The 24,942-nt window shown below is 42.2% G+C and carries 24 protein-coding genes; 1 reads left to right on the top strand and 23 read right to left on the bottom strand.

The annotated features are described in order from the left end of the window. Positions 1-2: 2 nt before the first annotated feature. From OIM03_06565 to OIM03_06675, 23 genes are all read right to left on the bottom strand, one after another. On the bottom strand, positions 3-938 hold the full coding sequence (locus OIM03_06565) for a D-alanine--D-alanine ligase (protein ID HJI73938.1): 936 nt from the start codon (positions 936-938) through the stop codon (positions 3-5). After that, on the bottom strand, positions 922-2,328 hold the full coding sequence (murC, locus tag OIM03_06570; protein ID HJI73939.1) for a UDP-N-acetylmuramate--L-alanine ligase: 1,407 nt from the start codon (positions 2,326-2,328) through the stop codon (positions 922-924). The genes OIM03_06565 and murC overlap by 17 nt, the downstream gene beginning before the upstream one ends. Next, positions 2,325-3,452 carry an undecaprenyldiphospho-muramoylpentapeptide beta-N-acetylglucosaminyltransferase gene (gene murG, locus OIM03_06575; protein ID HJI73940.1) on the bottom strand — a complete coding sequence of 376 codons (1,128 nt, stop codon included), beginning with the start codon at positions 3,450-3,452 and terminating at the stop codon, positions 2,325-2,327. Before murG ends, murC begins: the two co-directional genes overlap by 4 nt. Positions 3,453-3,469: 17 nt before the next feature. After that, the gene (murD, locus tag OIM03_06580) at positions 3,470-4,825 is read right to left on the bottom strand and encodes a UDP-N-acetylmuramoyl-L-alanine--D-glutamate ligase (protein ID HJI73941.1); all 1,356 of its coding nucleotides are present in this window, start codon (positions 4,823-4,825) and stop codon (positions 3,470-3,472) included. A gap of 29 nt (positions 4,826-4,854) precedes the next feature. After that, positions 4,855-5,826, bottom strand: a complete 972-nt coding sequence (gene mraY / locus OIM03_06585) for a phospho-N-acetylmuramoyl-pentapeptide-transferase (GenBank protein ID HJI73942.1) — start codon at positions 5,824-5,826, stop codon at positions 4,855-4,857. Beyond that, positions 5,826-7,208, bottom strand: a complete 1,383-nt coding sequence (locus tag OIM03_06590) for a UDP-N-acetylmuramoyl-tripeptide--D-alanyl-D-alanine ligase (protein ID HJI73943.1) — start codon at positions 7,206-7,208, stop codon at positions 5,826-5,828. The genes mraY and OIM03_06590 overlap by 1 nt, the downstream gene beginning before the upstream one ends. After that, positions 7,205-8,710: a UDP-N-acetylmuramoyl-L-alanyl-D-glutamate--2,6-diaminopimelate ligase gene (locus tag OIM03_06595; GenBank protein ID HJI73944.1), complete on the bottom strand. Its 1,506-nt coding sequence runs from the start codon at positions 8,708-8,710 to the stop codon at positions 7,205-7,207. The genes OIM03_06590 and OIM03_06595 overlap by 4 nt, the downstream gene beginning before the upstream one ends. 197 nt (positions 8,711-8,907) lie before the next feature. Further along, positions 8,908-9,285: a hypothetical protein gene (locus OIM03_06600; GenBank protein ID HJI73945.1), complete on the bottom strand. Its 378-nt coding sequence runs from the start codon at positions 9,283-9,285 to the stop codon at positions 8,908-8,910. Between the two features lie 52 nt (positions 9,286-9,337). Next, positions 9,338-10,279 carry a 16S rRNA (cytosine(1402)-N(4))-methyltransferase RsmH gene (gene rsmH / locus OIM03_06605; GenBank protein ID HJI73946.1) on the bottom strand — a complete coding sequence of 314 codons (942 nt, stop codon included), beginning with the start codon at positions 10,277-10,279 and terminating at the stop codon, positions 9,338-9,340. 22 nt (positions 10,280-10,301) lie between these two features. Continuing rightward, entirely contained in the window at positions 10,302-10,733 is a 432-nt protein-coding gene (gene mraZ, locus OIM03_06610) for a division/cell wall cluster transcriptional repressor MraZ (GenBank protein HJI73947.1), read from the bottom strand. Positions 10,734-11,082: 349 nt separating this feature from the next. Continuing rightward, positions 11,083-12,024 (bottom strand): tRNA glutamyl-Q(34) synthetase GluQRS, encoded by a 942-nt coding sequence (gene gluQRS, locus OIM03_06615; GenBank protein ID HJI73948.1) that lies wholly within the window; start codon positions 12,022-12,024, stop codon positions 11,083-11,085. Positions 12,025-12,028: 4 nt separating this feature from the next. Beyond that, a complete protein-coding gene (locus OIM03_06620; GenBank protein HJI73949.1) occupies positions 12,029-14,956 on the bottom strand; it encodes an insulinase family protein in 2,928 nt (975 codons plus the stop codon). 121 nt (positions 14,957-15,077) lie between these two features. Next, positions 15,078-16,310, bottom strand: a complete 1,233-nt coding sequence (locus OIM03_06625; protein ID HJI73950.1) for an aspartate kinase — start codon at positions 16,308-16,310, stop codon at positions 15,078-15,080. Between the two features lie 186 nt (positions 16,311-16,496). Continuing rightward, positions 16,497-17,045, bottom strand: coding sequence for a cob(I)yrinic acid a,c-diamide adenosyltransferase (cobO, locus tag OIM03_06630; protein HJI73951.1), 549 nt, complete (start codon positions 17,043-17,045; stop codon positions 16,497-16,499). Between the two features lie 58 nt (positions 17,046-17,103). Continuing rightward, on the bottom strand, positions 17,104-18,480 hold the full coding sequence (locus tag OIM03_06635) for a cobyrinate a,c-diamide synthase (protein HJI73952.1): 1,377 nt from the start codon (positions 18,478-18,480) through the stop codon (positions 17,104-17,106). After that, entirely contained in the window at positions 18,480-19,193 is a 714-nt protein-coding gene (cobI, locus tag OIM03_06640) for a precorrin-2 C(20)-methyltransferase (protein ID HJI73953.1), read from the bottom strand. Before cobI ends, OIM03_06635 begins: the two co-directional genes overlap by 1 nt. Before the next feature lie 47 nt (positions 19,194-19,240). Continuing rightward, the gene (locus OIM03_06645) at positions 19,241-20,029 is read right to left on the bottom strand and encodes an energy transducer TonB (protein HJI73954.1); all 789 of its coding nucleotides are present in this window, start codon (positions 20,027-20,029) and stop codon (positions 19,241-19,243) included. A 24-nt stretch (positions 20,030-20,053) separates the two neighbouring features. Next, positions 20,054-20,458: a biopolymer transporter ExbD gene (locus OIM03_06650; protein HJI73955.1), complete on the bottom strand. Its 405-nt coding sequence runs from the start codon at positions 20,456-20,458 to the stop codon at positions 20,054-20,056. Between the two features lie 2 nt (positions 20,459-20,460). Then, the gene (locus OIM03_06655) at positions 20,461-21,063 is read right to left on the bottom strand and encodes a MotA/TolQ/ExbB proton channel family protein (protein HJI73956.1); all 603 of its coding nucleotides are present in this window, start codon (positions 21,061-21,063) and stop codon (positions 20,461-20,463) included. A 207-nt stretch (positions 21,064-21,270) separates the two neighbouring features. After that, positions 21,271-21,612 (bottom strand): hypothetical protein, encoded by a 342-nt coding sequence (locus OIM03_06660; protein ID HJI73957.1) that lies wholly within the window; start codon positions 21,610-21,612, stop codon positions 21,271-21,273. Positions 21,613-21,691: 79 nt separating this feature from the next. Beyond that, positions 21,692-22,378 carry a DNA repair protein RadC gene (gene radC, locus OIM03_06665; GenBank protein HJI73958.1) on the bottom strand — a complete coding sequence of 229 codons (687 nt, stop codon included), beginning with the start codon at positions 22,376-22,378 and terminating at the stop codon, positions 21,692-21,694. A 142-nt stretch (positions 22,379-22,520) separates the two neighbouring features. Next, entirely contained in the window at positions 22,521-22,784 is a 264-nt protein-coding gene (locus tag OIM03_06670) for a DUF4321 domain-containing protein (GenBank protein HJI73959.1), read from the bottom strand. Positions 22,785-22,817: 33 nt separating this feature from the next. Beyond that, the gene (locus OIM03_06675) at positions 22,818-23,408 is read right to left on the bottom strand and encodes a hypothetical protein (protein ID HJI73960.1); all 591 of its coding nucleotides are present in this window, start codon (positions 23,406-23,408) and stop codon (positions 22,818-22,820) included. Positions 23,409-23,639: 231 nt separating this feature from the next. Here OIM03_06675 and OIM03_06680 point away from each other — a divergent pair, with 231 nt between their 5' ends. Next, positions 23,640-24,812: a nucleotidyltransferase family protein gene (locus OIM03_06680; GenBank protein HJI73961.1), complete on the top strand. Its 1,173-nt coding sequence runs from the start codon at positions 23,640-23,642 to the stop codon at positions 24,810-24,812. The last annotated feature ends 130 nt before the right edge of the window (positions 24,813-24,942 follow it).

The following is a 24,942-nucleotide window of genomic DNA, read 5'->3' on the forward strand; positions in this document are numbered from 1 at the left end:
GCTTAAACTTTGTTTAAACCTGCTTCCAGGAGAATCTTTTCACAAAGTTCAGGGAAATCAATCCCGGCAGCTGCTGCCGCCTTTGGAACCAGACTTGTTGCTGTCATCCCCGGTATTGAATTCGCTTCCAGAATAAAAGGCCGCCCTTCTGAATCCAGTTTGAAGTCAAATCTTACAACACCGGCACACTCCGCTACTTTATAGCCTTTTTCAGCAATGGATCCCATTAAGCCGGAAAGTTCTGCGGGAATATTGGCCGGCACTATATAATCGGTTGCTCCCTTTGTATATTTTGAATGAAAGTCATACTGACCGGAGTGAGGACAGATCTGTATGACCGGCAGTGCATGTCCGTCTAGCACAGATACTGTGAATTCAGCTCCTGCCAGATAAGATTCAGCCAGAATTCGCGGCTCAACCTGGAAAACCCTCTGCAAAGCTTCATGAAGATTTTCTTTTTCTCTTACAATCTCAATGCCGATTGTTGAACCCTCACAAGCGGGCTTCAATACTACAGGGAAAGAAAATTCATTCAAGATTTCCTTTTCTACAGCATCAATACCTTCACTTAGATAATACGCCTGGGACTTCGACATAGGAAGTCCTGCCTGCTTGAATATGCGGCTTGATACGATTTTATCCATAGTGATAGCACTGGAGGTCACACCAGAACCGGTATATGGTATTTTAGCAAGCTCAAGGACGCTTTGAATAGTTCCGTCCTCGCCATACTTGCCGTGGAGTGCAATAAAGACAACTTCAGCTGACAGTCTTTTCAGATCTTCGACCACATGGTCCGGTATATATTCACAAGGTGTTACGTTATACCCTAATGATAAAAGTGCATCTGCTACAGCTTTACCTGTTTTTCTGGAAATTTCGGCTTCCGTAGACGGACCGCCCATTAAAACGACAATCTTACTATTTTTTGTAATCACTTGCTATTCCCTTTTCCTTAATCAATTCTATCAATTTTTCGCCAGCGGTATAAATATTACCGGCTCCCATGGTTATAAACATGTCATGAGGCCTGAGGAAATCATATAACTTTTCCGGCAAATCATTAACATTTTCTACGTAATAAACTTCCTTGTCAGGGAATTTAGCCTTGACAATTTCCGGAATCAGCTTTCCATCAATTCCCTCTATAGGCTTTTCACCGGCACTGTAAATATCCGTAAAGAAAATAACATCCGCATCCACGAACGCATCAGCAAACTCGTCCTTGAGAAGTTTTGTCCTTGAATATCTATGCGGCTGAAAAGCGCAGACAATCCTGCGGCTTCCCGTTTCTCTTGCGCCCTTTAAGGTCGCTTCTATTTCTGTGGGATGGTGGGCATAGTCATCTATGACCCAAAGATCACCAATTTTAGCCTTTGTTTCGAACCTTCTCTTGACTCCGCAGAAATTACTCAGTGCGGCAGCAATCTTGTCAAATGGAATTCCGCAGTATAACGCAGCCGCAACTGCCCCCAAAGCGTCTCTTGTATTGTGAACTCCGGGAATCTGCAGCCTGATGGTACCCAGGTTATCGTTTTCGTGAATCACATCAAAGCAGAAATAGCCGTTTTCATATTTACGGTTGACTGCCATGTAATCAGACTTCACATCGATACCGTACGTGATTATTTTCTTGTCAATGGATGGTATTACTGCACGAATACCTTCGCTGTCATTGCAAAGAATAGCTGCTCCCGAAGCATCATGAATTTTTTCTATAAACTCGACGAAGGCCTTCCTGATATTTTCGATGCTGCCATAATGGTCCAGATGATCATCTTCGATATTCGTAACAACAGTTACATAAGAATTGAACTTCAAGAATGAGCCATCGCTTTCGTCGGCTTCAGCAATGACATAATCACCTTTCCCTAAATAGGAATTACCATTGATATAACTTGCTGATGCTCCCAGAACGATAGTAGAATCTTCTCCAGATTCAAAAAATATTTCTCCGATCATGGCGGATGTCGTCGATTTCCCATGAGCTCCTGCTACGGTAATAGCCTTTCCCCAGCTCAAAACAGATGCAAGTACATCCGATCTATGGAATACCGGAATCCCGAGCCGCTTTGCTTCGACCAATTCAGGATTATCCTCTGCAATTGCGGTTGAAATAATAACGCAGTCAGCCCCATGCACATGTTCAGCTTTATGTCCAATGAAAACTTCTGCCCCCCTGGATGCGATATCTTTCAGGAAATCAGAATTATTCTTATCTGAACCCTTAACGGCAAATCCTTTATCCAGCAGAATTGCCGCTAATGCGCGCATTCCCATTCCGCCAATTCCAATGAAAAAAACAGTTTTATAATTATTTAAATTCATTTTTTTGTCTTCCTTTGTTCCGCCAAAGTTAGAGCCAGATGGGCTATATCTTCACCAGCATGAATCTTCCTCAAACCGGTAACCTTCTGCGCCATATTTTTAAGCTCTTCGGGATTATCCATAAGAAGTTCAATTTTATCAATCAATGCTTCATCCGTTAATTCTTTGTCCAGAATAACATAAGCCGCTCCATTTTTCTCAAACACCCGTGCATTGAATGTCTGATGGTCTTCAGCAGCGTACGGATACGGAACCAGAATTGACGGAAGTTCTCTTGCTGAAAGTTCGGCAAGGCTGATAGCTCCGGCACGGCAGATGATCAAATCAGCAGCAGCCAGCACTTTCGGCATCTGATACTCATACTCAACAATGTGGCTTACTGTATCGTTTGACTTCTCATCCGAATTTTCCAGTTCTTTCAGAACATCCTGATATCCAAGAGATCCTGTAACATGGTAAAGCAGAATATCACGATCTCCCCTTCCAAAATGCTTATGCACGCCGATCATCGCATGATTGATGCTTCTTGCTCCGCGGCTTCCGCCGGTTATGAGAACCATAAATGTATCCTCTGATATTCCCAGCTCTTTTCTTGCATCAGATCTGTTATAAGCAAGAATATCCCTGCGGATCGGATTTCCTGTATAGACGCATTTACCTGCATCAGGGAAACGTTTTTCCGCTTCTTTATATCCTAAGGCAATGCGATCAACAAACCGGCTCAGGATCTTGTTGGTTATCCCTGGAATAACATTCTGTTCCTGGATCAATGTCGGAATCCTCTGGAGCGCAGCCGCCATAAGGATCGGACCGCAGACGTATCCTCCGGTGCCAATGACTACGTCAGGATTGAATTCCTTCAGGATCTTCTTTGCCTTGAATACGCTTTTGGCTGTTACTGCAAGGTTTGCAATATTTTTTACCGTAAACGATCTCTTCAGGCCGTATGCATGGATTGAAGCAAATTTATAACCTTCCTTAGGTATTATTTTCGATTCCATCCCATTAGGCGTTCCTACGAATAATATCTCCGCCTCTTCAATTCTGGAAATTTCTTTTGCGATTGTTATTGCGGGATATATATGTCCTCCGGTTCCGCCTCCGGATAAAATTATCCTTTTCATTACGAATTCACCGATGCTTAAGCTAAACTATTAACGATACGCTTAAAGTCCATTCCACGTTCTTCCATATTATGATACATATCAAAAGAAGAACAAGCTGGAGAGAGTATTACGATATCACCAGGTTTTGCAAATTCCTGTCCCTGTTTGACAGCGTCTGCCATGCTGTCTGCCCTGTGGATAAATGCTTTTGAAACGCCCGCCTCTATTGCAGCTTTTTCAAAGCGGTCAGCAGCTGCTCCTAAAAGAATTAATTCCTTGACATGTGTTTTTACAACGCCCATGAATTCTGTAAGATCTGTGCCTTTATCATATCCCCCCGCAATCAGTATAACGGGTTTTGAGAAAGCTTCCATGCCTTTAATGGCAGCATCCGTATTCGTTGCTTTGGAATCGTTATAATATGATACTTCATTGATTGTTCTTACGAATTCTATTCTGTTCGGAAGGGGTTCAAACGCTTTTAATGATGAAATTATAACTTCCGGGCTGACCCCGCCTTCATTAGCAAGGAATGCGGCAGCCAGGCAGTCTTCCATATTCTGGGCGCCCTTCAATTTCAAATCATCAGAAGAGCAAAGACGAATATCCTTGCCATTACGACGGATTACGAGAGTCTTCCCGTCCATGAATGCGCCTTCTTCCACCTCATGCTTTGTTGACAAAAGACAGACATGTGTATGCTTTTCTGCCTCATCTTTTAATCCGTACACCAAAGGTGATTCTGCATTCAGCAGAAGGCAGTCCGACTTGTCCATATTTTCAAATATGCGCGCTTTAGCGGCAATATAGGCTTCCATTGTATGATGGCGTTCAAGATGATCCGGCGTTATGTTCAATATGACAGCAGCCTTTGGCTTAAATGATTTTATGAATTCAAGCTGAAAGCTAGAAACTTCAGCTGCAATGAGCCCGTCAGAAGGAACCAGTTCCGCCTCACGGCTCAATGATATTCCAAGATTTCCTGCAAGAGCAAAAGGTTTTCCGGAATGGCTTATCATACTCCCCAGAAGTGTTGTTGTTGTTGTCTTGCCATTTGTTCCGGTAATTGCCAGAATCGTAGCTTTGGTGACCCGATAGGCCAGCTCTATCTCGCTGATCACGGGAATTCCCTTTTTTACAGCAGCTGCAACGATGGGATTTTCAGCTGGTATGACAGGAGATACTACGACAGTATCTATCCCATCCAATAAACTCTCCGTCTGTGTTCCGAACACAAAAACTGCCCCGCGTTCTGACAGAGCTTCTTTCTCTTTTTTATCCTGGATCGTATCTTTCAAGTCGGAAATCAATACAGACACTCCATGCTTTAAAAGAACATGGGCCGCGCCCAGGCCGCTTATTCCTGCGCCAAGAATTAAAACATTCCTCATCTAATTCTCCTCCTGTATGATATTTTACATCAAACAGCATTTGATGCAATAGATAATAGCAGGCTTGAACATGCAGCAATACCTTCAACAAGCCAGAAGGCCCAGACTACATGGACTTCGCTCCACCCGGACAGCTCGAAATGATGGTGCAGCGGGCTCATCTTGAATACCCTCTTTCCAGTCAGCTGGAAGGAGGCTACCTGTATAATAACCGATAATGCTTCAATTACAAAAATGAACCCGATAAAAATAAGTAAAAGCTCTGTCCGCGTCATAACGGAAATACCTGCAATGGCACCTCCAAGGGCCAGGGATCCGGTATCACCCATGAAAATCTTCGCAGGGTGGTAATTGAAGAATAAGAATCCGATACATGTTCCTGCGAGAATAATGATAAAATACCCCAAATCATTATTTCCGCTCAAATAGCAATAGACCGCATATGCAGAAAATGCAATGACACAGCATCCGGATGCCAATCCGTCCAGGCCGTCAGTCAAATTAACAGCATTGGATGCTCCTACAATGACCAATACAACAAAGACATAGTAAAATGCCCCAATATAGATATCAATATTGGTAAAAGGAATAGCTATGGAGAACGGTAAATGAAGTGTATCTACAACTCCCCAGCAAAACAGAACTGCCAAAATAATCTGTCCGAGCATCTTCTGCTTAGCTGTCAGACCCAGATTTCTTTTCTTCTCCGCTTTTATAAAATCATCTAAAAAGCCAAGAATTCCATGTCCTAGTGTTAAAAAGAGAAGCCAAAGTACGGCGGGATCCAGAATTTTATTGAACAGCAGGACTAAAACAGCAGAAAGGATCATAAAAATCCCACCCATAGTCGGTGTACCATTTTTAGATCTGTGTGATTTAGGCCCTTCTTCTCTGACAGACTGACGGGCCTTTAATTTTTTCAACAAAGGAATAGCGATAGTCCCCAATACGATTGTTGTTACTACAGCTTCCAGAAGATAAATCAAATAATTCTGTTCCATTACTTTATGTAGCTCCTATCAATTATTTTGGGTATTTCTTCCATATGCATATAATGTGATCCCTTGACAAGGACCGCATCGCCAGGTTTTACAATCCCCATAAGACATTCTGCCGCATCCTCGCAGGATTCAAAGCTGAAAACATTTTCCATCCCGTTTTCTTTGGCGCCCTGAGCCAGCTCATGGCAGAGCGGTCCGACGGTAATTAAACCGTCAAAAGAAAATTGTGCAGCCTTTGCACCCGTCTTGTAATGAAGCTGCTTTTCAAACTTTCCCAATTCGCCCATATCGCCCAGTACCAGGTACCTGTGTTCTGCATTCATCTGGGCAAGCGAAGAAAATGCCATCTCCATGGATAATGGATTTGCATTATAGGAATCATCCAGAACCGTGATCCCATGAATATTCAATATGGTCTGCCGCTGTCCTATCGGTTTGAAATTTTTCAAGGCTTCAACGATATGATCCATGTCTACGCCAAGAGACAGCCCGGCCGCTGCCGCTGCCAGGGAATCATATACATTATGGATTCCTAATAAGTTTAATTTGACAGGATATTCCTTACCCAGATATACGCAGGTATAGCAGGTTGATTCTCCGTCATAAACGACATCCTTCGCCCTGATGCTGCACGCTTCGCCCAATCCATAGTAAACAACGTGATTGCAGAGGGTTCCCATGCGGCGGACAAAGGGATCGTCGCCATTTAGGATGGCGGTTCCATTTTCCGGCAGATTTCGGATCAATTCACTTTTAGCCAATGCAATATTTTCCTGGCTTCCCAAAATGCCGATATGGGAAGTACCTACATTGGTGACAATACCCATAGTAGGGCTTGCAATAGAGCATAGCTGATCGATCTGGCCTAAGCCTCTCATGCCCATTTCTGTCACGCAAACTTCAGTTTCTCCGGTCATGGATAACAAAGTTTGTGATAACCCGATTTCATTATTAAAATTTTTCTGCGTGGACGTTATTTTATAGACAGAAGACAATACTGCAGAAAGCATATCCTTTGTCGTCGTTTTTCCATTGGAACCAGTTATTCCAACAACAGGAACAGAGAATCTCATACGATGAAAATGTGCAAGCGAAAACAGTGCAGATAAAGTATCCTTGACACAGATTACAGTGACAAAGTTCCCCCACTCTTTCAAAAGTGCAAGGTCAGAAACCATTACCGCAGCGGCTTTTCTGGAAACCGCTTTGCTTACATAATCATGTCCATCAAAATTATCGCCTTTGAGAGCGATGAAAAGTTCGCCTTCCCCAATGGTTCTGCTGTCTGTGCTGACACCGGAAACAAAATCTGTATTTCCCTTCTGTATCAATTTTCCATCTGCAGCATCAAGAAGTTCCTGTATTTTAAAAGAAGCCATCATTTCACTTCCTTCAGCGCGTTTCGTGCTTCTTCTCTATCATCAAAATGAATCGTTCTGTCCTTTAGAATCTGGTAATCTTCATGTCCTTTTCCGGCAATAATTACAATGTCGTCATCTTTTGCAAGTGAAACAGCCCGCTTAATTGCCTCGCGGCGGTCAGCAATGACTTCGTAATAGAGATCAGGTTTATTCTTCTTTACCTTTTCTACCCCCACGACTACATCATCTATTATCTTTTCTGGATCTTCCGTTCTTGGATTATCACTTGTCACGATTGAAATATCAGCATGCTCTGCTGCAATGCTTCCCATAATAGGGCGCTTCATTCTGTCGCGGTCACCACCGCATCCAAATACTGCGATAATTTTTCCCTCTGTGATTTCACGCGCCGTACCGAGTATTTTCTCCAAACCATCCGGCGTATGTGCGTAATCGACAACTACCGCAAATGACTGTCCTTCATCAATAAGTTCGAAACGTCCTGGAACTGACTGAAAATCTTTAACCGCTTCAATCGCATCTTCCATGGAAATGCCTTCATTCAAGGCCGCACCAATAGCGCCTAATGTGTTATAAATATTGAATCTGCCTGCAAGACGGGTCTCTATTTCATAGTCATTCCCATGATAGCACACCTTAAATCTGGATGATTTTCCTGTGAATTGGCTGTCATACGCATAAAGTTCAGCCGAAGAATCATTCATACCATAAGTATGAACCGGGCAAACCTCTGTATTAACAGCCTCTATCATGGTATCGGCATACGGATCATCAATATTGATCCAGGCAGATTTTCCAGTTTTATGCTGATTCCCAGAAGAAACCATTTCGAAGAGCATAGCCTTGGCTTTTGCGTAGTTTTCCATGGTCTTATGGAAATCAAGATGATCTTCAGTCAGGTTTGTAAAAACAGCATCATCAAATTCGCACCCTTTAACTCTCCCCAGAACAAGAGAATGCGATGATACCTCCATACAGACATGGGTCACATGCTCATTAACCATCATACTGAGAAGTCTCTGCAGATCGATTACATCCGGCGTTGTATTATGTGTCGGGATTTCCTTATCTCCTATGAGAGCATGTATTGTGCCGATAACTCCCACCTTATTTCCTGCTTTGTGAAGTATATGAGCTGCAATATGCGTCGTAGTCGTTTTTCCGTTCGTTCCCGTCAAAGCGATCATGCGCATTTTTCGTGAAGGATAATCAAAGAAGAAGGGAGCCATATCTTCCATTGCTTCCCTGGTATCTTCTACATAAACAACCGCGATATCATCCGGTACATCAATCGGTTCCTGGGCAACAATTGCGACGGCCCCCTCGGCAGCAGCTTTGGATGCAAAATCATGCCCGTTTACATGGGCACCGCACAGACAGATAAATAAGCTGCCTTTTTTTACTTCTCTTGAATCAGCTGTGATATCGCTTACTACAGTATTTAAATCGCCTTGAATCTTAAGACAATGTGTCTTCTCTAGCAGATCTCTCAGAATCTTCAAAGTACAATCACCCCTGTTTTTTTAGCTAAGCGTTATTTTTTATAATAACGTAAATTGTATCCTAGCACAATAGCGGCCTTATTAAAAGGCCGCTATTGTGCTAGGATTATTAAATTTAGCTCTCCTGGCAACCTTTGGAATTGCTTGGTTATCATGGGATTTCAACTATCTCTTGCTGCATTCAGCCCTGGCGCACTTCAACACCGTCTTCGTGACCGTAAAGTGCATGCGCAGGCAAGTCTCATTCCCAGATTTAATTCCGCAATTTTCTGTATTCTGACAGGAGCTTCAAGTTTTGATACTTCCAGCTTTAAAACTGCATTGCTTTTTGTCATTTCCATAACAGCACTGCGAGATTCAAGCATCACATGTTCTTCCTGCGCATTGATCCCCTGGAGGAACAGCATAAGAACAACCGGCATGATCATCATCAATGCTGCATAGAAAACTCTTTTTATCTGAAGGGAGAATAATGTATCACGTTCACTGCTGCGCCCTATACCTGCATCACTTACAGAATAATCGGCAGCTGCAGTATAACCAAATCTGACCATTTGCGCATTTTGATATAACATAGTACATCTCTCCCCCGTAAAAACAACGCATCAAGAACAATGCGTAAGAAAACTACTTGTCCTCTAACTTTTCAACAACTCTTAAAACAGCACTTCTTGCACGCGGATTATGTTCAAGTTCTTCCTTTGACGGCTTAATTGCCTTCGAAACCGATTTGACAACAGCCTTATGCCCGCAAACACAAACAGGCAGATCCGGAGGACAAATGCATCCTCTCTCCATATCTTTGAAAGTTCTTTTTATAATTCTGTCTTCAAGTGACTGGAATGTGATAACACCTAATCTTCCCCCTGGTAAAAGATGTTCCACACAGTCTTCCATTGTCTGTTTCAATATTCCTAATTCATTATTGACTTCTATTCGAATGGCCTGAAATGTTCTTTTGGCCGGATGAGGCCCTGTCCGTCTGGCATTTGCTGGAATGGCAGCCTTGATGATATTGACCAGTTCCTCTGTCGTTTCAATCGGTTTTTCTTCCCTGAATTTGCATATAAACTCAGCGATTCTATTTGCCCAGCGCTCTTCCCCATATTCCCATATGATTTTTTTCAGCTGACTCTGCTCGTAAGTATTGACTACTTCATAAGCAGTCAAGGGATTGTCCTGATTCATCCTCATATCCAGGTGCCCGTTATTCATGTAGGAAAAACCACGTGAACCGTCATCGAGCTGGTGCGAAGATACACCGAGATCAAACACAAAACCATTGACTTTAGAAATCCCCAGATTATCTAATATGTCATTTATATTCGAAAAATTATCATGAACCAGTTTTACACTGCACTTGGCACCTTTCAGTCTTTCGCCGGCTGCTTCTATCGCTTCTTCATCCTGATCGACCCCGATTAAAAGGCCGTCTGACGAAAGCCGTTCTATCAATGCCAGCGAATGGCCGCCGCCGCCAAGGGTGCAGTCAACGTATATACCTTGAGGGTCCGTTACTATCAGATTGATCATCTCATTGAGCAGGACAGTAACATGTTGAAACTCCATCATAAACTCCTTTTCTGCTTCATTAGAGATCGAAATTCAGTGGCAGATCCAAAGAATCAGCAATCTCAGCAACAGATTCTTCTCCGTTTTCGTCCGCATCCAGCAATTCCGGATCCCAAATCTCTATAATTGCCCCGGTTCCTATGATGCAGACATCCTTTTTCAACTGAGCAAATTCACGTAGATGCGACGGAATTAAAATGCGTCCCTGCCTGTCACAAGATACTTCAGTACCTCTGCCAATCAAATGGCGCATAATTTTTCTTACTTTCTGATTTGTAAATGGGAGTTTCTGCAGCTTTGCTATTAACGAATCCCATTTTTCTTTTGGATATATGCATAAGCACTGATCCAATCCGGGGGCCAGGATAAAAACATTGCCAAGTTCTTCTCTAAATTTGGTAGGAAGAATCATACGTCCTTTTGAATCAATCGTATGTGAGTATTCATTCATGAACATATTCTCTTCCACCTCCCCCATATTTACCCACATTCTACCACAAATCCCCACTTTTACACAATTAAAATGTTCATAATATGCAAATAATATAAGACAGCTGCATCATATGCGGCATTTGACTCATGCAGAAAATAAATTACCGGGCAAGCCAAACGCTGGTCCTTCCACCTGCATGAATAACTGATTCTTCTGAAGCAATTCACCGGTGCCATTATCAGTTTTGATATTAATTTCCGGATTACCTCATCAAATTTCCACTTTTATGATGAATTGCATAAAAAAAGATGCAGCAGCTTTTTGCTGTTGCATCCTAAAAATACGTTTATCCAAAAATATTCATTTTTTAAAAGGGAACTGTTATTGAATCTTTTGTGAGATTTCTGCAAGTTTTAAAATCGATATTCCGCAGAGCCTCAGAAGCGGACATCCTGCACTTGTGACCGGTTCCCCCCGCCAGATACAGTAAAAATCCTATGATTTCTTCTGCTGTAGTACCGCTTTCTCTTAATTCTTTAACAGAAATCCCATGCTGCCTTTTAGAAAGGCGGATTCCCTGCTGATCGACTAAAAGCGGCAGGTGTGCATATGCCGGAGGAGTGTATCCCATTTTACGCATCAAAAGGATTTGATAAAAGGTGGAATCCATTAAATCGTTTCCCCGAAACACATGAGTGATTCCCATGGCGCCATCATCTTGTGAAACAGCAAGCTGATAAGCAAACATCCCGTCAGCTCTTTTTACAACAAAATCATCAAAGCCGGCTCTTAAATGTTTTGATTGCTTTCCTTTCAGCAGATCCGTAAATTCTACCCTGCAATCATCCACCTTAAATCTAAGAGAAGGGGTCTTTGTCTGGGCGGCTCTCTCCTGTTCTGTCAAATTTCTGCAATGACCATCATACGAGGATACTGCCTCATTAGCATGAGGTGCTGAACTGATTGCGTGAAGCCTTGCGCGGGAGCAGAAGCAAGGATACAACTCCCCCTGCTTCAGAAGATCCCTGCAGGTCTCCTCATAGAGATATGTACGCTGGCTCTGTATTGTATCTCCATAAGAGCAGTTCTGGCCAGGTCCCTCGTCAAAATCAAGTCCCAGCCAGGAAAGATCATCTAAAATCCCCCGTATATATGAAGGCTTGCTTCTTTGCGTATCTATATCTTCAATCCTTAAAACAATTTTGCCCTTATTCTGCCGGGTCCACAACCAGTTCAAGAGTGCAATCCAGATATTTCCCAAATGCATGAAACCGGTCGGGCTCGGAGCAAATCTCGTTCTTACCTGCATATGATTAGTCTGGAAGGGACAGGATTTTATCAAATACATCTGCGTCCTGATGAATCTTTTCTTCATTTCCCATTACGCAGATACTGGAGTGATCAATAACGCTCTGGAGCAAAGGCGCAAGTTTCCTAATATCTTCAACTGTGCAGTTGATGATTTCATCATTGACTTTTCTGCGGTTTTCAACAGAATTGCCGTTCAAATAATGAAGCATTGCGCGTTCACCCTTCATTGACGGGGTAAGCTGTATTTCATCTGCAGCCATAGTGCCAATTACGTATTTTGTCATTTCCCTGTCTGATAATTCGAGTGTCCGGATATATTCAGGAAGGTTCTTGTACGTTTCAAGTGTCTGTTTCAAGTTCGGATCTCTGTAAGAGCATAAAATCGCAGTACCATCACTTAAAAACTGGGTAAATGCTCCATACGCTCCGCCCTGGACGCGAACCTTTTTCCATAAATATTCATAGCGCAGAATGGTTTCCATAACCCGGAGTGCGCCAGTATAATTGAATCCGTATTTGCGGAAATCCCCGCCTTCACCAACATACTGGACTTTTCCGGAAGTTAAGAATGCTTCGTTCCTGTTTCCTTCGGCAAAATCAAAGGTATGCTTCTGATATGTATTTCCCACCGGCAGATCATCAGCAATTTCATATAAATGATCTTTGACCGCGCTTACTTCACCAGACCTGCCAATCGTTTCTATAAACAGATTTGATTTTGCAAAAATAATCTTTGCAACTTCTGCCAGCCTGCGGACAATCTCATCAGAATTTGCATCAAAATCACGAACCAAGTCTGACAGGAAATAGTAGTAACTCAATCCAAGCTGTTCAGCAAATGCACCCGCTTTAGAGAAATAGGAAGAAAGCCTTGTCATAACCAGTGAGCTTCCACGGCTGAACACGCTCATATCCCATTCCGATTTTTCCTGAAGAAGGATTTCTTTCAATCTTGCGGTATCTTCGAAAGAAGTATGGCTGAGAACTTCACCAATGAGTCCCATCAGCTTATCGACATTCGACGTCAGAGCTTTTCCACGGATGGCAAAAACAGGGGTATAATCTGCAGAATTATCATACTTTCCGTATGCACTGACATTAAATCCAAGTCCTCCTGTATAAGCATTGGACAGTCTGGATAACTCAATATAGCTATGTTTATCGGTATTCATACTGCATAATATTGACGTCAGCAGATTAGCATACGGGATATCTTCTTCCTTCAGCCCGTACAGTGTAAAGAAGATATTTAAATAAGTGATTCCCATTGTGTTGACTTCATAATGGAAATGACGGATACCATTCAAGTCTTCTTCAATAAGGCTGTCATCTTCGATTTCACGTTTAAGATCTTTTCTTGAAAGAAGCGGTATTGTCTTTAAAGCTTCTTCCGTTTCCATCGAAGCCTGTCTTTCCTTCAAGGCTTTTGTCGATTCAATGATTTCTTCAAGCTGTTCGTGGGAGAGACTGCTCTTGAAAGCAGCCAGTTTCTCTTCTGTCTCTTTATTTTTCTTTTCTGTCAAGCCACGTTCAGGTTTCATTGTAATCAGTACCTGGTGCGTGTTCTTGATAACGTATTTTAAAAGCAGATTTTCAAAATATCCTTTATCCAGATTATTTCTAAGTTCCTTGATATCATCAATGTACTTAAGAGCCTGCATGGGGTCTCTGTCATACAGCCAGAGATCCATTGCTCTTACTCCATACAGAAGTCCTTTCGGTTTTCCCTGGAAATCATTCTCACGCAGGATGAACTCTGTACGGTTAAGTGCTGCTTCAAGCATATTCCTGTCAATTCCCTCGAGGGCAAGATTCCTTAAGACGAGATCGACAGTTGAAATGAACTTCTCTCTCTTATCAATTTCTGAGCCAGTTACTTCGATTGTCCATACCGGCTGTTTATAGCTGTCTCCATACGCACTGGATACATCATTCCCGATTCCTGCGTCCAAAACTGCTTTCTTTAATGGAGCTCCATCCATATCTACCAGCACATAGCTCAGAATTTTGAATGCAAGAGACTCTTCCGTAGTTATATGGTCATTAAGTGCAATATATAAGGCATGTATTGTTTTCTTTTCAAGGCTTTCATTTTCAGAAATGCCGAATGGCGCTTCGACAATCTTTCTTTTCGGAAGCGGAGATTGAGTTTTGACGGCGGAATCAACATTCCTTGCATCAAAATGGCTCAGATATTCTTCATCGATGAACTTCAGTGTTTCATCGATATCCATGTCGCCGTAAAGGTAGATATAGCTGTTGGATGGATGATAGAATCTGCGATGGAATTCACTGAACTCTCTGAAGGATAACGTAGGAATGACTTCAGGATCCCCGCCGGATTCTACTCCGTATGTCGTATCAGGGAACAATTCCTCCATCGCCTTGTCTTCCATGATTGCTTCCGGAGATGAAAGAGCGCCCTTCATTTCATTATAAACAACGCCATTATAGGTCAACGGCGCATCCACATTATCCAATTCGTAATGCCAGCCTTCCTGCATAAGGATCTGTGGGTTTTTAAGGCAGTCAGGATAGAAAACGGCATCCAGATAAACATCCATGAGGTTATGGAAGTCCTTATCATTTCTGCTGGCAATCGGGTACATCGTTTTATCCGGCCAGGTTATAGCATTTAAAAATGTATTTAAAGATCCTTTGGCCAGTTCTACGAATGGTTCCTTAAGAGGAAACTTTCTGGAACCGCAGAGTGTGGAGTGTTCCATAATATGCGGAGTCCCCTTGGAATTATCCGGCGTTGTGCGGAAGCTGATAAAGAAAACCTTGTTATCATCGTTATTTGCGAGATAGAGAAGTCTGGCTCCGCTCTTCTCATGCTGCATCAAATATGCATCTGAATCCACTTCCTGTATATGTGACAGATTTGTAACACGGAAACCGTGTATTATATCTCCATTATTGAATTTCATAGGCTTCTCCTTAAATCAAAAACTCATAAATATCGTATTATAAAGCGAATAATTGGCATAAACTCATAAATAGAAAAAGCGCAGGGACGAGACCTGTGCTTTTGTCTATTAATGGAACAGTTTATCTGCCTTCTCCTGCAGGGAAGAATTCATCATGAATAGCCTGTACCGCTTTATCAAGATCCTTGCGCAAAATAAGGCAGGAAATACTGATTTCTGAAGTACTTACAATATCAATATTGACACCTGCACGGCCCAAAGCGCCAAACATACGGGCAGCAACGCCTGGACGGCCAAGCATTCCGGCGCCAACAACGGATACCTTTGCTGTATCATCATCATAAATTACTTCTTCGACTTTTCCTTCATCTCTCATTGCATCCAAAACTCTCTTTGCGTCAGAAAGATCGGAGTCGTCAATGGTGAAAATGATATCTGTTTTATCATCGTTAGAATTTCTGACACTTTGAACAATCATGTCTACAGTGATATTGTTTTCTGCCAGTACAGAGAAAATTTTGTAAGCAACTCCTGGAATATTTCTTAACCCAAGAACAGCAATCCTTGCAGCATGAGCGTCTTGTGCTACGCCTCTTACGGTGTCATCTCTGGTTTCCATTGTACATACCTCCCGAATTATGGTGCCTTCTTCATCTGAAAACGTAGATCTTACATGAATCGGAATGTGATATTTCATTCCCAGCTCTACGCTTCTCGGCTGCATGACTCCAGCACCAAGCCTTGCCATTTCAAGCATCTCAGTGTTGGTAATTTCCTTCATTTTTATAGTTCCGGTCACATGTCTCGGATCTGCAGAGTATACACCGTCAACATCTGTGAAAATCTCGCACATATCGGCATGCATGGCCCCGGCGAGTGCAACGGCAGTAGCATCGCTTCCGCCTCTGCCTAATGTAGCAATATCACCATTTGGCATCATTCCCTGGAATCCTGCGACAATCACTATATTGCCGGCTTCCAGTTCTTTAAACACTCTATCCGGTTTGACGTCGTCAATCGTAGCTTTCCCATAACCGCCGCCTGCAACTATGCCTGCCTGCGGGCCAGTTAAGGAGATAGCGGGAACCCCGAGTTTCTTAAATGTCATTGCCATTAATGCAATTGACACTTGTTCACCTGTAGAGAGAAGCATATCCCGTTCTCTGGCATAGTTCACATCAGAAACCTTTGCTGCCAAATCTAATAAATCATCCGTGCTGTCACCCATAGCGGAAACAACAATAACGATTTTATCACCAGGTTTCCTGTCACGAAGCACACGATTTGCTATATTAAGCATTTTTTCCGGAGTCGCGACTGAACTTCCTCCGAATTTCTTTACATAAAGTGCCATATACATCCCTCATTGAATAAACAAATGTACCTACAACTTTCAAAATTTTATCATGCCAGTACAAACATGTAAAGAAGATAACTGATATTGCCAGATTTCGCTGCCTCAGTTTAAAATCCGTAAAGTATTATATTGATTTTTAATTGATTTTTATTAGTACGGATCTAATGAATTTCACAGAATAATTTAGAATTCAATTCCTTTCCGGGCTCGGATTCCCTTTTGGAACGCATGCTTGATCAAAGTCATTTCCGTAACGGTATCGGCAGCTTCTATAAGTTTGGGCTCAGCATACCGTCCGGTAAGAATGACGTTCAGCCGGGCAGGCTTATGGTTCAATAATTCCAGAACTTCATCCACATTTAGCATCCCGAAATGAATTGCATAATTGATCTCGTCCAGGACGATTAAGTCCCAATGGTCGCTTTCAAATTCCCGGCACACCATGTCCCAGCCTTCTTTAGCCAAAGCTTTTTTCTTCTGGAAAGTTTCTTCATCCTCTTCCCTGTTATGGAAGACAAATCCATCTCCCATCTGGCGTATCTCAATCCGCTGATCCACCTCATTTAAAGCCTTGACAGCATTGAGCTCTCCATACTTCCAACCGCCCTTGATAAACTGGAGAATCAAAACCTTTTGTCCATCTCCCCATGCACGGATGGCAGTTCCGAGAGCAGCTGTCGTTTTCCCTTTGCCGTTCCCTGTATTAATAAGTATAAGTCCCTTGTTTTCCATATATCCTCCTCTAAATTGATTATTATCAATTTCATATATTTCGTACATGAACCAGCTTTTACAAACGCGACTTTTTATAAGATAAGCATGATTTTATAAAATGATCGGCCGCTTTAGGATTTCCCTCGAAAGAAATGTGAAGATAGCTTGCAAGAACATTATCCTTGCTGTAGCCCTCCAAATGCGGAGTACTCTGGCGCGTTCCCTGAAGTTCATATGCATCCGGATAATCCTCTTCTTTGACGATCATCGAGAAGTGGAATTCATGTCCCCTCAACTGATCGCCCTTCCTGGCAGCTATACTGTCTTTAAGAGCTGTGGCAGTCACATAGCCTACCCGCTGAAGGTTCTTGCCCATTTTGCAGACCCCAGGGATAATGCCTGTTGTATTAAAAGCATTTCCATCAAAATCAACAATTTGACGGCACAAATACATCAAACCGCCGCATTCTGCGTAAATAGGCATCCCCTTTGCTGCAGCCTCTCTGATCGACTGCTTCATGTTTTCATTTTCCTGAAGTTTTTCCAAGAACATTTCCGGGAAACCACCGCCAAAAATCAGTCCGTCAACATCGGGAATACTGCTGTCTTCCAGCGGGCTGAAATCGACCAGTTCCGCACCCATGCTTTCTAATTTTTCTAAGCTGGATGGATAATAAAACGAAAATGCTGCATCCCTGGCAACTCCGATTTTCACAATTTTATGGTTTTCTTCTGCATTCTTATCATCATCAATGTCAAGATCCGGTGAAGAATTGGCGATAGCAAGAATCTGATCAATATCAATATATTGACTGGCCGCCTTTCCGATATCTTCAATCAGATGGCTCGTCTCAATTTCAGTAACCGGTGTCAGGCCAAGATGCCTTTCCGGCGTTTTAAGATGATCATCTCTGTGGAATGCACCGACAACCGGCATATTTATTTTTTCCATAACCTCCCTGACCATGGCCTCATGCCTGTCAGATCCCAGTTTGTTTAAAATAACACCGGCGATATTTGCTGTCTTGTCATATTCTCTGAATCCTAATGCTGTGGCAGCAATGCTGTACCCGACCGATTTGCAGTCCAGAACAAGAATGATCGGAGCCTTAAGTCTCTTTGCTATATCGGCAGTAGAACTTACTCCATTAGCTCCGCCATCATACAGTCCCATAACTCCTTCTATAATCGAGATATCAGCCCCGTCTGACAACTTCGTGAAGTTTTCCTGGAGATATTCTTCCGGAACCATCCAAGTGTCAAGATTATAGGAATCGCGGCCAGCTGCCTTCGAATGGAATCCCGGATCGATGTAATCCGGTCCTACCTTGAACGGCTGGACAAGAAGTCCTTTTTGACGAAGAGCCGCTAAAAGGCCTACTACAATCGTTGTTTTTCCGACACCGCTGTTAGTGCCTGCAATCACCAGCCTGGGACGGTTAAATGCTGTCATTAGTCCTCATCTCTCTTCGCAATAATTGTACTAAGATAATTAGGCTTATAATCAGCCGGCAGACTATCCAAGTCTCTCTGGATAATTTCATCAGGAAGTCCTGCACGGGAAACCATGACAGATCTCTTCATCATATGATGTTTCCTCAATTCTTCCTGTACATAAGCAAAATTCTTATATACCTTCATAATAACAGCGTTATCTGCGGCAGAAAGTGCTGCATCAAATTTTTCCGGTGAAGCGGTAGCGGGAATAATCAATACATTTTCTTCCCATTCCGTCACAGGCAGGTTGATATAAGAAGCGATTCCTAAAAATGCCGGAATTCCGGGAATTGTCTCAATGGAATATTCGTCGGAATCTCTGAATTCGTTAAAAATATACATGTACGTGCTGTACAGCATAGGATCCCCCAGAGTGAGGAATACCAAATTCTCCCCTTCATTCAGCTTTTGAGCAATGATTTTACGATTTTCTTTCCACTGGGCATTAACAGCTTCCATATCAGTGCTCATCTGGAATACCATCGGCAGGATTTCAACATTTTCCGGAATATATTTCTTGGCAATATTATATGCAACGGACCCATCTTTTTTCTCAGTCTTCGGTGTAATAATAATGTCCGCATTTTTAATAATTTCTACTGCTTTCACTGTAAGAAGATCCGGATCTCCTGGACCTACTCCGATTCCAAATAATTTTCCCTTTTTCATAGTATCTCCTCCTAAATAGTTTTAACTAAAATACTCTGATTTAAATTTTAACGCAAATTGAACGTTATAGGAACTCTGGATCTTGATTCAACCGGAATTCCATTTCTACGAGCTGGAACAAATCTCCAATTCTGGACGGATTGAACGGCAGCATTATCTAATGATGAATCCCCTGACGACTGCTCAACCCAGGTGGAAGAAACGCCACCATCAGCCTCTATTATAAACCCAACGACAGTCGTTCCGGTAATCCCGGCTTTTCTGGCGGAAGACGGATAGGCGGGCTCAACCTTAGACAAAATCTGAGGTCCCTCAGTAATACCATCTCCCGAGCCATCTCCGTTGCCACTTCCAGTACCCGAACCTGAACCATCACCAGAGCCCGTTCCATTTCCTGATCCCGAACCGGTGCCCGATCCCGAGCCTGTACCATTGCCATAGCCATTGCCAATGCCTGAACCGGAGCCCGCATTGCCGGAACCCTGTGCAGCATCATCTGTGGATGCCTCTTCTTCCGAGCCGGATTCTATATTTTCCGGATACACTTTATCATCTTCATAAGAAGCAGCTTTGCTGTCCTGTGCTGAATCAATATTCGATTCCCTGGACGGAGCCTGATTAACACTTACTTTATCTGTTCTAGAGCCAGGTGACCCGTGTCCTGAGCCTCCTGAAGAACCTGAGGTTGTATCCACAAGATCGACCTCTATAGGATGATTGTCCGGCGGAATTGGTATAAAAAAGTGCCCAATTGCCAGGAAAAACATTAACAGGAATCCGTGGAAAAGAATTGACTCAAAAACAGCCCTGGACCATTTATGGTTTATATTATGCATGAATTGACTCTTTTCATTTCACAATTAATTTGATTCTGTAGCAATACTGATCCTGTGAATACCCAGCGCTTTTAACTGGTCAAGAACAAAAACAAAATCTCCGTGCTGGGAATTCTTATCTGCTCTAAGCAGGACTTTGACATCATGATTCCTGCTTAATTCAATTTCCATCCTCCGCCGGAAAGATGATTTTGAAACAGCTTCCTTCTCTACGTAGATTGTCCCGTCTTCTGCGATACTGATAGGAAGTTCTTCTGTCGTTTCAATGACAGCTGTCGAAGCCTGCGGCAGATTTAGGCCTATCGATCTTTGGGTTACCATGCTAAGCATGCTCATCATGAAAAAGACCAGAAGGAAAAAGATAATATCAATCATCGGTATAATCATTATCTTCGGCTTTTTCTCATTATCAAATCGTTCAAGTTTCATTCTTACCCTCTCTTCACGAAGGACAGATACAGGGAATCCAGTGATTCAATTTGAGTAATGAATTCGCTGACTCTTTGAGAAAGATACGTATAAGCTAGAAGCGATAATATTGCCACGAACAGGCCTGTTCCAGTGCATACCAAAGCTTCTGCAACACCGCCAGTGATTGCAAAAGGCTGCCCCTGTGCCGTAGAAAGCACATTAAAGGATTCTATCATGCCTATTACTGTTCCCAGGAGCCCCATCAAGGGGGCGAGTGTGACAATGGTATCTAAATAATTCAAATATTTTTTTAACTCACCAACAGCCTTTGATGAAGCACCTTCTATCAATTCATTCTGATTAGCCTCCAGGTTTATGCATTTGATTCCATCTAGTAAGACCGCGGCCGGAATTCCACCATCCTTCTCCAGAGCATCTTCTAACTCATTAAACTTATCATTTGGCAGACATTCCCTAAGCAATTCTGCAATACCTTCTGTATTGGATCTGCACCTTTTATAATACTTATATCGTTCAATGAAAATAGCTACAACCGCAATGGATGCAATAATCAGCGGATACATCATGAATCCGCCTGCCCTAAATAAATGTAAAAAATCCATTTTTTCACCCGCTTCAAAATAATATAATTAATTACATATTAACGTTTTATTAAGATTACCATCTTATGCTGATCAAGTCAATCTTGTATCAGCATGCATGATTTAAGCAGTTAGAATTTTACCGTTTTACCACGCAAACAAAAAAACCGCGGGTACAATACCCGCGGCCTTCATTCCGGACTATTCCAAATCTGAAAAATAAGCAGCTTAATAACCATTTACCTGGCTGACTACACGGAAGTTTCCTACATCAAATGCTTTGCAGATTACATTGAAAAACGGACCTGTCAGCATTGTTCTGTAAATTTCCGACTTAGCAATCAGCATGAGATGACTGCCGTCGTAAGTTACTCTGATTAAGCCATTATTTATATATTTTTCGAAATCCTTCTCTGCCATTTCTTTTTTCAGCTTTTCAAGAGCTTCTCTCGTTTCACCTTCCTGATATTCAGGTCTTTCCATGACTGGCAGGAAGCGTACTTCGTAAATCTTATCATTATATCCCTTAGATTCAGCGGAGTATCTTTTGCCATTTTCCATTTCTTCCATTCTAATTCCTCCTCATAATAAACGTTACTACCCTAATATTATAGCATCGTACTTCTCTATATTCCAAGATAATCAATAATTAGATAAAGCCCCGTTCATTGAGACTCACGTAAATGCCATCTCCTATGATGACATGATCCAGTAATTCCATTTCCAATAATTCAGCCGCTTCCTTAAAGCGCCTCGTAACGTTAATATCCTCATCTGATGGTTCAGGTGAACCCGATGGATGATTATGAAGAATGATTAATCCGTGTGCCTTATATCGGATAGCCCACTTCATTGCTTCCTTAATATCGACAGATACCGCATCCAGGCTTCCCTGCGAAATTACTTTGTATCCCAGTAATTTATTTTTAACATTCAAAAATGAAACGATAAACTTCTCCTGTGTTTCATGACGAAGTTTCTCCATAAAATATCTGGAAACTTTCTGCGGTGAATTAAAATCAATAAGTTCAATCTTCTTATGACGATACGCCAGCCTCCGCCCGAGTTCTATTGCTGCACATATCGTTACTGCCTTGTCTTTTCCAATGCCATTAACTTCAATCAAGTCACGCCAATTAAGATCATCAAAGAAGTCGATACCATCCTGCTCTTTCGCTTCTAAAAAGTCTACCACTTCCTGAGCCACTTCCGTTACAGCTCTCCCCCGTGTTCCTGTGCGGATGAGAATTGACACCAAATCGACAAGACTTACATTCGTAGACTCTGCAAAACGTTCTCTTGGCCGGTCCTCCGGACGCATATCCTTGATCTTCATAAAAACACTCCATTTCGCTGCGCATGGCCGGTATACTTATACATGCTGTCTCCATACCTCAGAGCCATAAAAAACCAAATGAACTATTTAAATTCAGGGAACTAGAAAGGAACGATGTGAACCTTATTATAAAATCTTCTGTTTATAGTTTCTTGTATACATACAGTGATGCGAGAATGCTGAGCGCTGTAATCAGATTCAGCACAATCTTTATACCGAAATGAAGCTGCATAATAAACAGATTGAGCGATATATTTTCGATATTAAGAATTGTAAAAGACTGCGTCAGATACGGATACTGAGATAAATAAGCTCCCGTTGTCAGCACATGATTGACCGCTTCGCTCAGCAAAATTCCTGTGAATATACATAGTACCAGTGGCGCTCTTGCGCCAATCACTTTCATTCTTCTAAAACTCCTCTCCTAAAATGAATTCAATTAAAAGCTAGTTCCCATTGAAATCTTTCCTTCTACACGGTCTGCCAGGGCCTTCCCTGTTGCATCACCAGTTCTGTACTGATAAATCACTCTCCAAACAACACCCTGGTAAGTGAAAATATATTCTCTTACGCTTAGATCTGTAGTTCTGCTTTTATCGGTTTCAGCAAATGTAAAATTCAAAACCTTGGCTTTAGTATCGCCTAAAGAAACGGTTTTATTTTCCACTTTCAAACGGCTGACAGCCGGGTTGTTTTGTAAAATAGCCGGGGCTTCCTTCACCAGTTTTTCTTCATTTTCATCGCTGGAAACCTGATTGCCAGTAACTAAAATCTGCAAGTGTTCATTATGCCCCTCAGCGCTTACTTTCGCTTCACCGCGGCCGACAAGATCCACCTGTTTCCCTTCTGAAATAATTTCAAATGGCGTTGATAATGTAATTGTACTGTTTTCGCAATGAACCCTGTTCTTCCCAAAGATAAATTCATCATCAAGGCTCTCTGTCCCGCACCCGGCAAGGCTCAGACCTATAGCAGACAATAAAACAACCATCAGGACAGCAGATAATTTTGATTTTAGAAGTTTAACCATAATGACTCATCACTTTCCATATATTTTTATTTTTATGCAGATTTATCAGTTATGCCGTAAAACATCCTTGCATTTGATTTTATTCTGACATACTTTTAATATTATAACATATGTAAGCCTCGCTAAATGCGTAACTTAGAAGATTTTGAGAAACATATATGCATCGAATATATTCATTAACCTGCTATTTTTATATACCCCTGGTGCCTTGTATTTTGATGAGGAGTCATCATGAAAACAAATCCTGTAATTGGCATTACGGCTGAATGGAACCCTTTTCATTCAGGACACGCCTCCATGATTAAAGAAATCAGAAAGAGCTTCCCGGACGCTCGTATAATTTCAGCCATGAGCGGTTCATTCGTACAGCGGGGAGAGCCCGCCATATTTGATAAATGGTGCAGAGCGTCCTGGAGCATCTCTTCGGGCATAGATGCAGTTTTTGAATATCCGGCTCTTTATGTACTGCAAAGTGCCGATTCATTTTCTGAAAACGCCGTTCACCTGCTGCATGATTTAGGATGCACTCATATAGCTTTTTCTACAGAATCTCTGGATAAGAATCAGTTATTTGACATTGCCAGATGGATGCAGACAGAAGATTACACGGCAAGGCTCCATCAGGAATTGAAGAACGGTCTTCCCTACAGCCGTGCCGCATCTGCTGCAATAAACAGCTTTTCGAGTAAGCTTTACCAGGAACTGATAAAGCCTAATAATCTTTTGGGGCTGAGATATATCGAAACAGTCTCTAAGTATTATCCTGATCTTGAAGTTTTCATTACGCACCGGGATATGGAACATAATATTTCTGCCTCTGATGCAAGATCGCAGCTTTTGGAAACAGGAAGCAGCCCTTTACTGCCTCCATATATACGAGAAGACGCTGAAAAATTAATGCAGAGCGGGAATTATACAGACTTCAGCCGATATGAAGACGCATGTCTTTTCATGTCCAAAGCTTTGGGAATTTCCGATCTTTCCGATTCAGGACTTTTTACAGAAGGCCTTGAAAATAAATGGAAAAAAGAATCCGAGAAAACGACTTTCCCTCAGATGTTAAGCGGAATCAAGAGCAAGCGTTATCTTTACAGCAAGTTAAAAAGAATATCTGCTTCGCTTCTTTTATCCGGTACCCAAAAGCCGTCTCCGTTTGTCAGGCCTGATTTCCCCAGATATGCCAGGCTTCTGGCGCTCCGCCGGGAAAGCAGTGAACTGATTCATCATATTGCAATTCCCGTAATTACCTCTGCCGCCAAAGCTATGAGGACTCTTGATGAGAGAAGCCGGGAAGCGCTTTCTATAGATTTCCTTGCGACTGACATTCAGGCTTACTGCCGTCATTCTGTCATTTACAGATATTCCAATGAAGATTATTACCATTCTCCCCATATAATGGAATGATATTTTTATGGCCATTTTTACTTACACTGTGAAGTCCGCTTCAATAAATATTTCAACTTAAGAATCCTTATTCTGGCTCATTTCTCTTTACATCTCCGCTCAAATACTTTATTATGATAAAATATACTAA

This window comes from Veillonellaceae bacterium, assembly GCA_025992895.1.
GTDB lineage: Bacteria > Bacillota > Negativicutes > Veillonellales > Dialisteraceae > Dialister.

What these genes read in the sequence shown, in the direction of transcription:
- OIM03_06670 (HJI73959.1), bottom strand. Translation starts at nt 22,784, where the DNA reads ATGAAAGTGATTGGCGCAAGAGCGCCACTGGTACTATGTATATTCACA.
- cobI (HJI73953.1), bottom strand. Translation starts at nt 19,193, where the DNA reads ATGAAAAAGGGAAAATTATTTGGAATCGGAGTAGGTCCAGGAGATCCG.
- OIM03_06645 (HJI73954.1), bottom strand. Translation starts at nt 20,029, where the DNA reads ATGCATAATATAAACCATAAATGGTCCAGGGCTGTTTTTGAGTCAATT.
- OIM03_06635 (HJI73952.1), bottom strand. Translation starts at nt 18,480, where the DNA reads ATGACAGCATTTAACCGTCCCAGGCTGGTGATTGCAGGCACTAACAGC.
- mraZ (HJI73947.1), bottom strand. Translation starts at nt 10,733, where the DNA reads ATGAATGAATACTCACATACGATTGATTCAAAAGGACGTATGATTCTT.
- OIM03_06680 (HJI73961.1), top strand. Translation starts at nt 23,640, where the DNA reads ATGAAAACAAATCCTGTAATTGGCATTACGGCTGAATGGAACCCTTTT.
- murG (HJI73940.1), bottom strand. Translation starts at nt 3,452, where the DNA reads ATGAAAAGGATAATTTTATCCGGAGGCGGAACCGGAGGACATATATAT.
- OIM03_06655 (HJI73956.1), bottom strand. Translation starts at nt 21,063, where the DNA reads ATGGATTTTTTACATTTATTTAGGGCAGGCGGATTCATGATGTATCCG.
- OIM03_06625 (HJI73950.1), bottom strand. Translation starts at nt 16,310, where the DNA reads ATGGCACTTTATGTAAAGAAATTCGGAGGAAGTTCAGTCGCGACTCCG.
- radC (HJI73958.1), bottom strand. Translation starts at nt 22,378, where the DNA reads ATGAAGATCAAGGATATGCGTCCGGAGGACCGGCCAAGAGAACGTTTT.
- gluQRS (HJI73948.1), bottom strand. Translation starts at nt 12,024, where the DNA reads ATGCAGGTAAGAACGAGATTTGCTCCGAGCCCGACCGGTTTCATGCAT.
- mraY (HJI73942.1), bottom strand. Translation starts at nt 5,826, where the DNA reads ATGGAACAGAATTATTTGATTTATCTTCTGGAAGCTGTAGTAACAACA.
- OIM03_06660 (HJI73957.1), bottom strand. Translation starts at nt 21,612, where the DNA reads ATGGAAGAAATGGAAAATGGCAAAAGATACTCCGCTGAATCTAAGGGA.
- OIM03_06590 (HJI73943.1), bottom strand. Translation starts at nt 7,208, where the DNA reads ATGATGGCTTCTTTTAAAATACAGGAACTTCTTGATGCTGCAGATGGA.
- OIM03_06650 (HJI73955.1), bottom strand. Translation starts at nt 20,458, where the DNA reads ATGAAACTTGAACGATTTGATAATGAGAAAAAGCCGAAGATAATGATT.
- OIM03_06675 (HJI73960.1), bottom strand. Translation starts at nt 23,408, where the DNA reads ATGGTTAAACTTCTAAAATCAAAATTATCTGCTGTCCTGATGGTTGTT.
- OIM03_06600 (HJI73945.1), bottom strand. Translation starts at nt 9,285, where the DNA reads ATGTTATATCAAAATGCGCAAATGGTCAGATTTGGTTATACTGCAGCT.
- murD (HJI73941.1), bottom strand. Translation starts at nt 4,825, where the DNA reads ATGAGGAATGTTTTAATTCTTGGCGCAGGAATAAGCGGCCTGGGCGCG.
- rsmH (HJI73946.1), bottom strand. Translation starts at nt 10,279, where the DNA reads ATGGAGTTTCAACATGTTACTGTCCTGCTCAATGAGATGATCAATCTG.
- OIM03_06620 (HJI73949.1), bottom strand. Translation starts at nt 14,956, where the DNA reads ATGAAATTCAATAATGGAGATATAATACACGGTTTCCGTGTTACAAAT.
- murC (HJI73939.1), bottom strand. Translation starts at nt 2,328, where the DNA reads ATGAATTTAAATAATTATAAAACTGTTTTTTTCATTGGAATTGGCGGA.
- cobO (HJI73951.1), bottom strand. Translation starts at nt 17,045, where the DNA reads ATGGAAAACAAGGGACTTATACTTATTAATACAGGGAACGGCAAAGGG.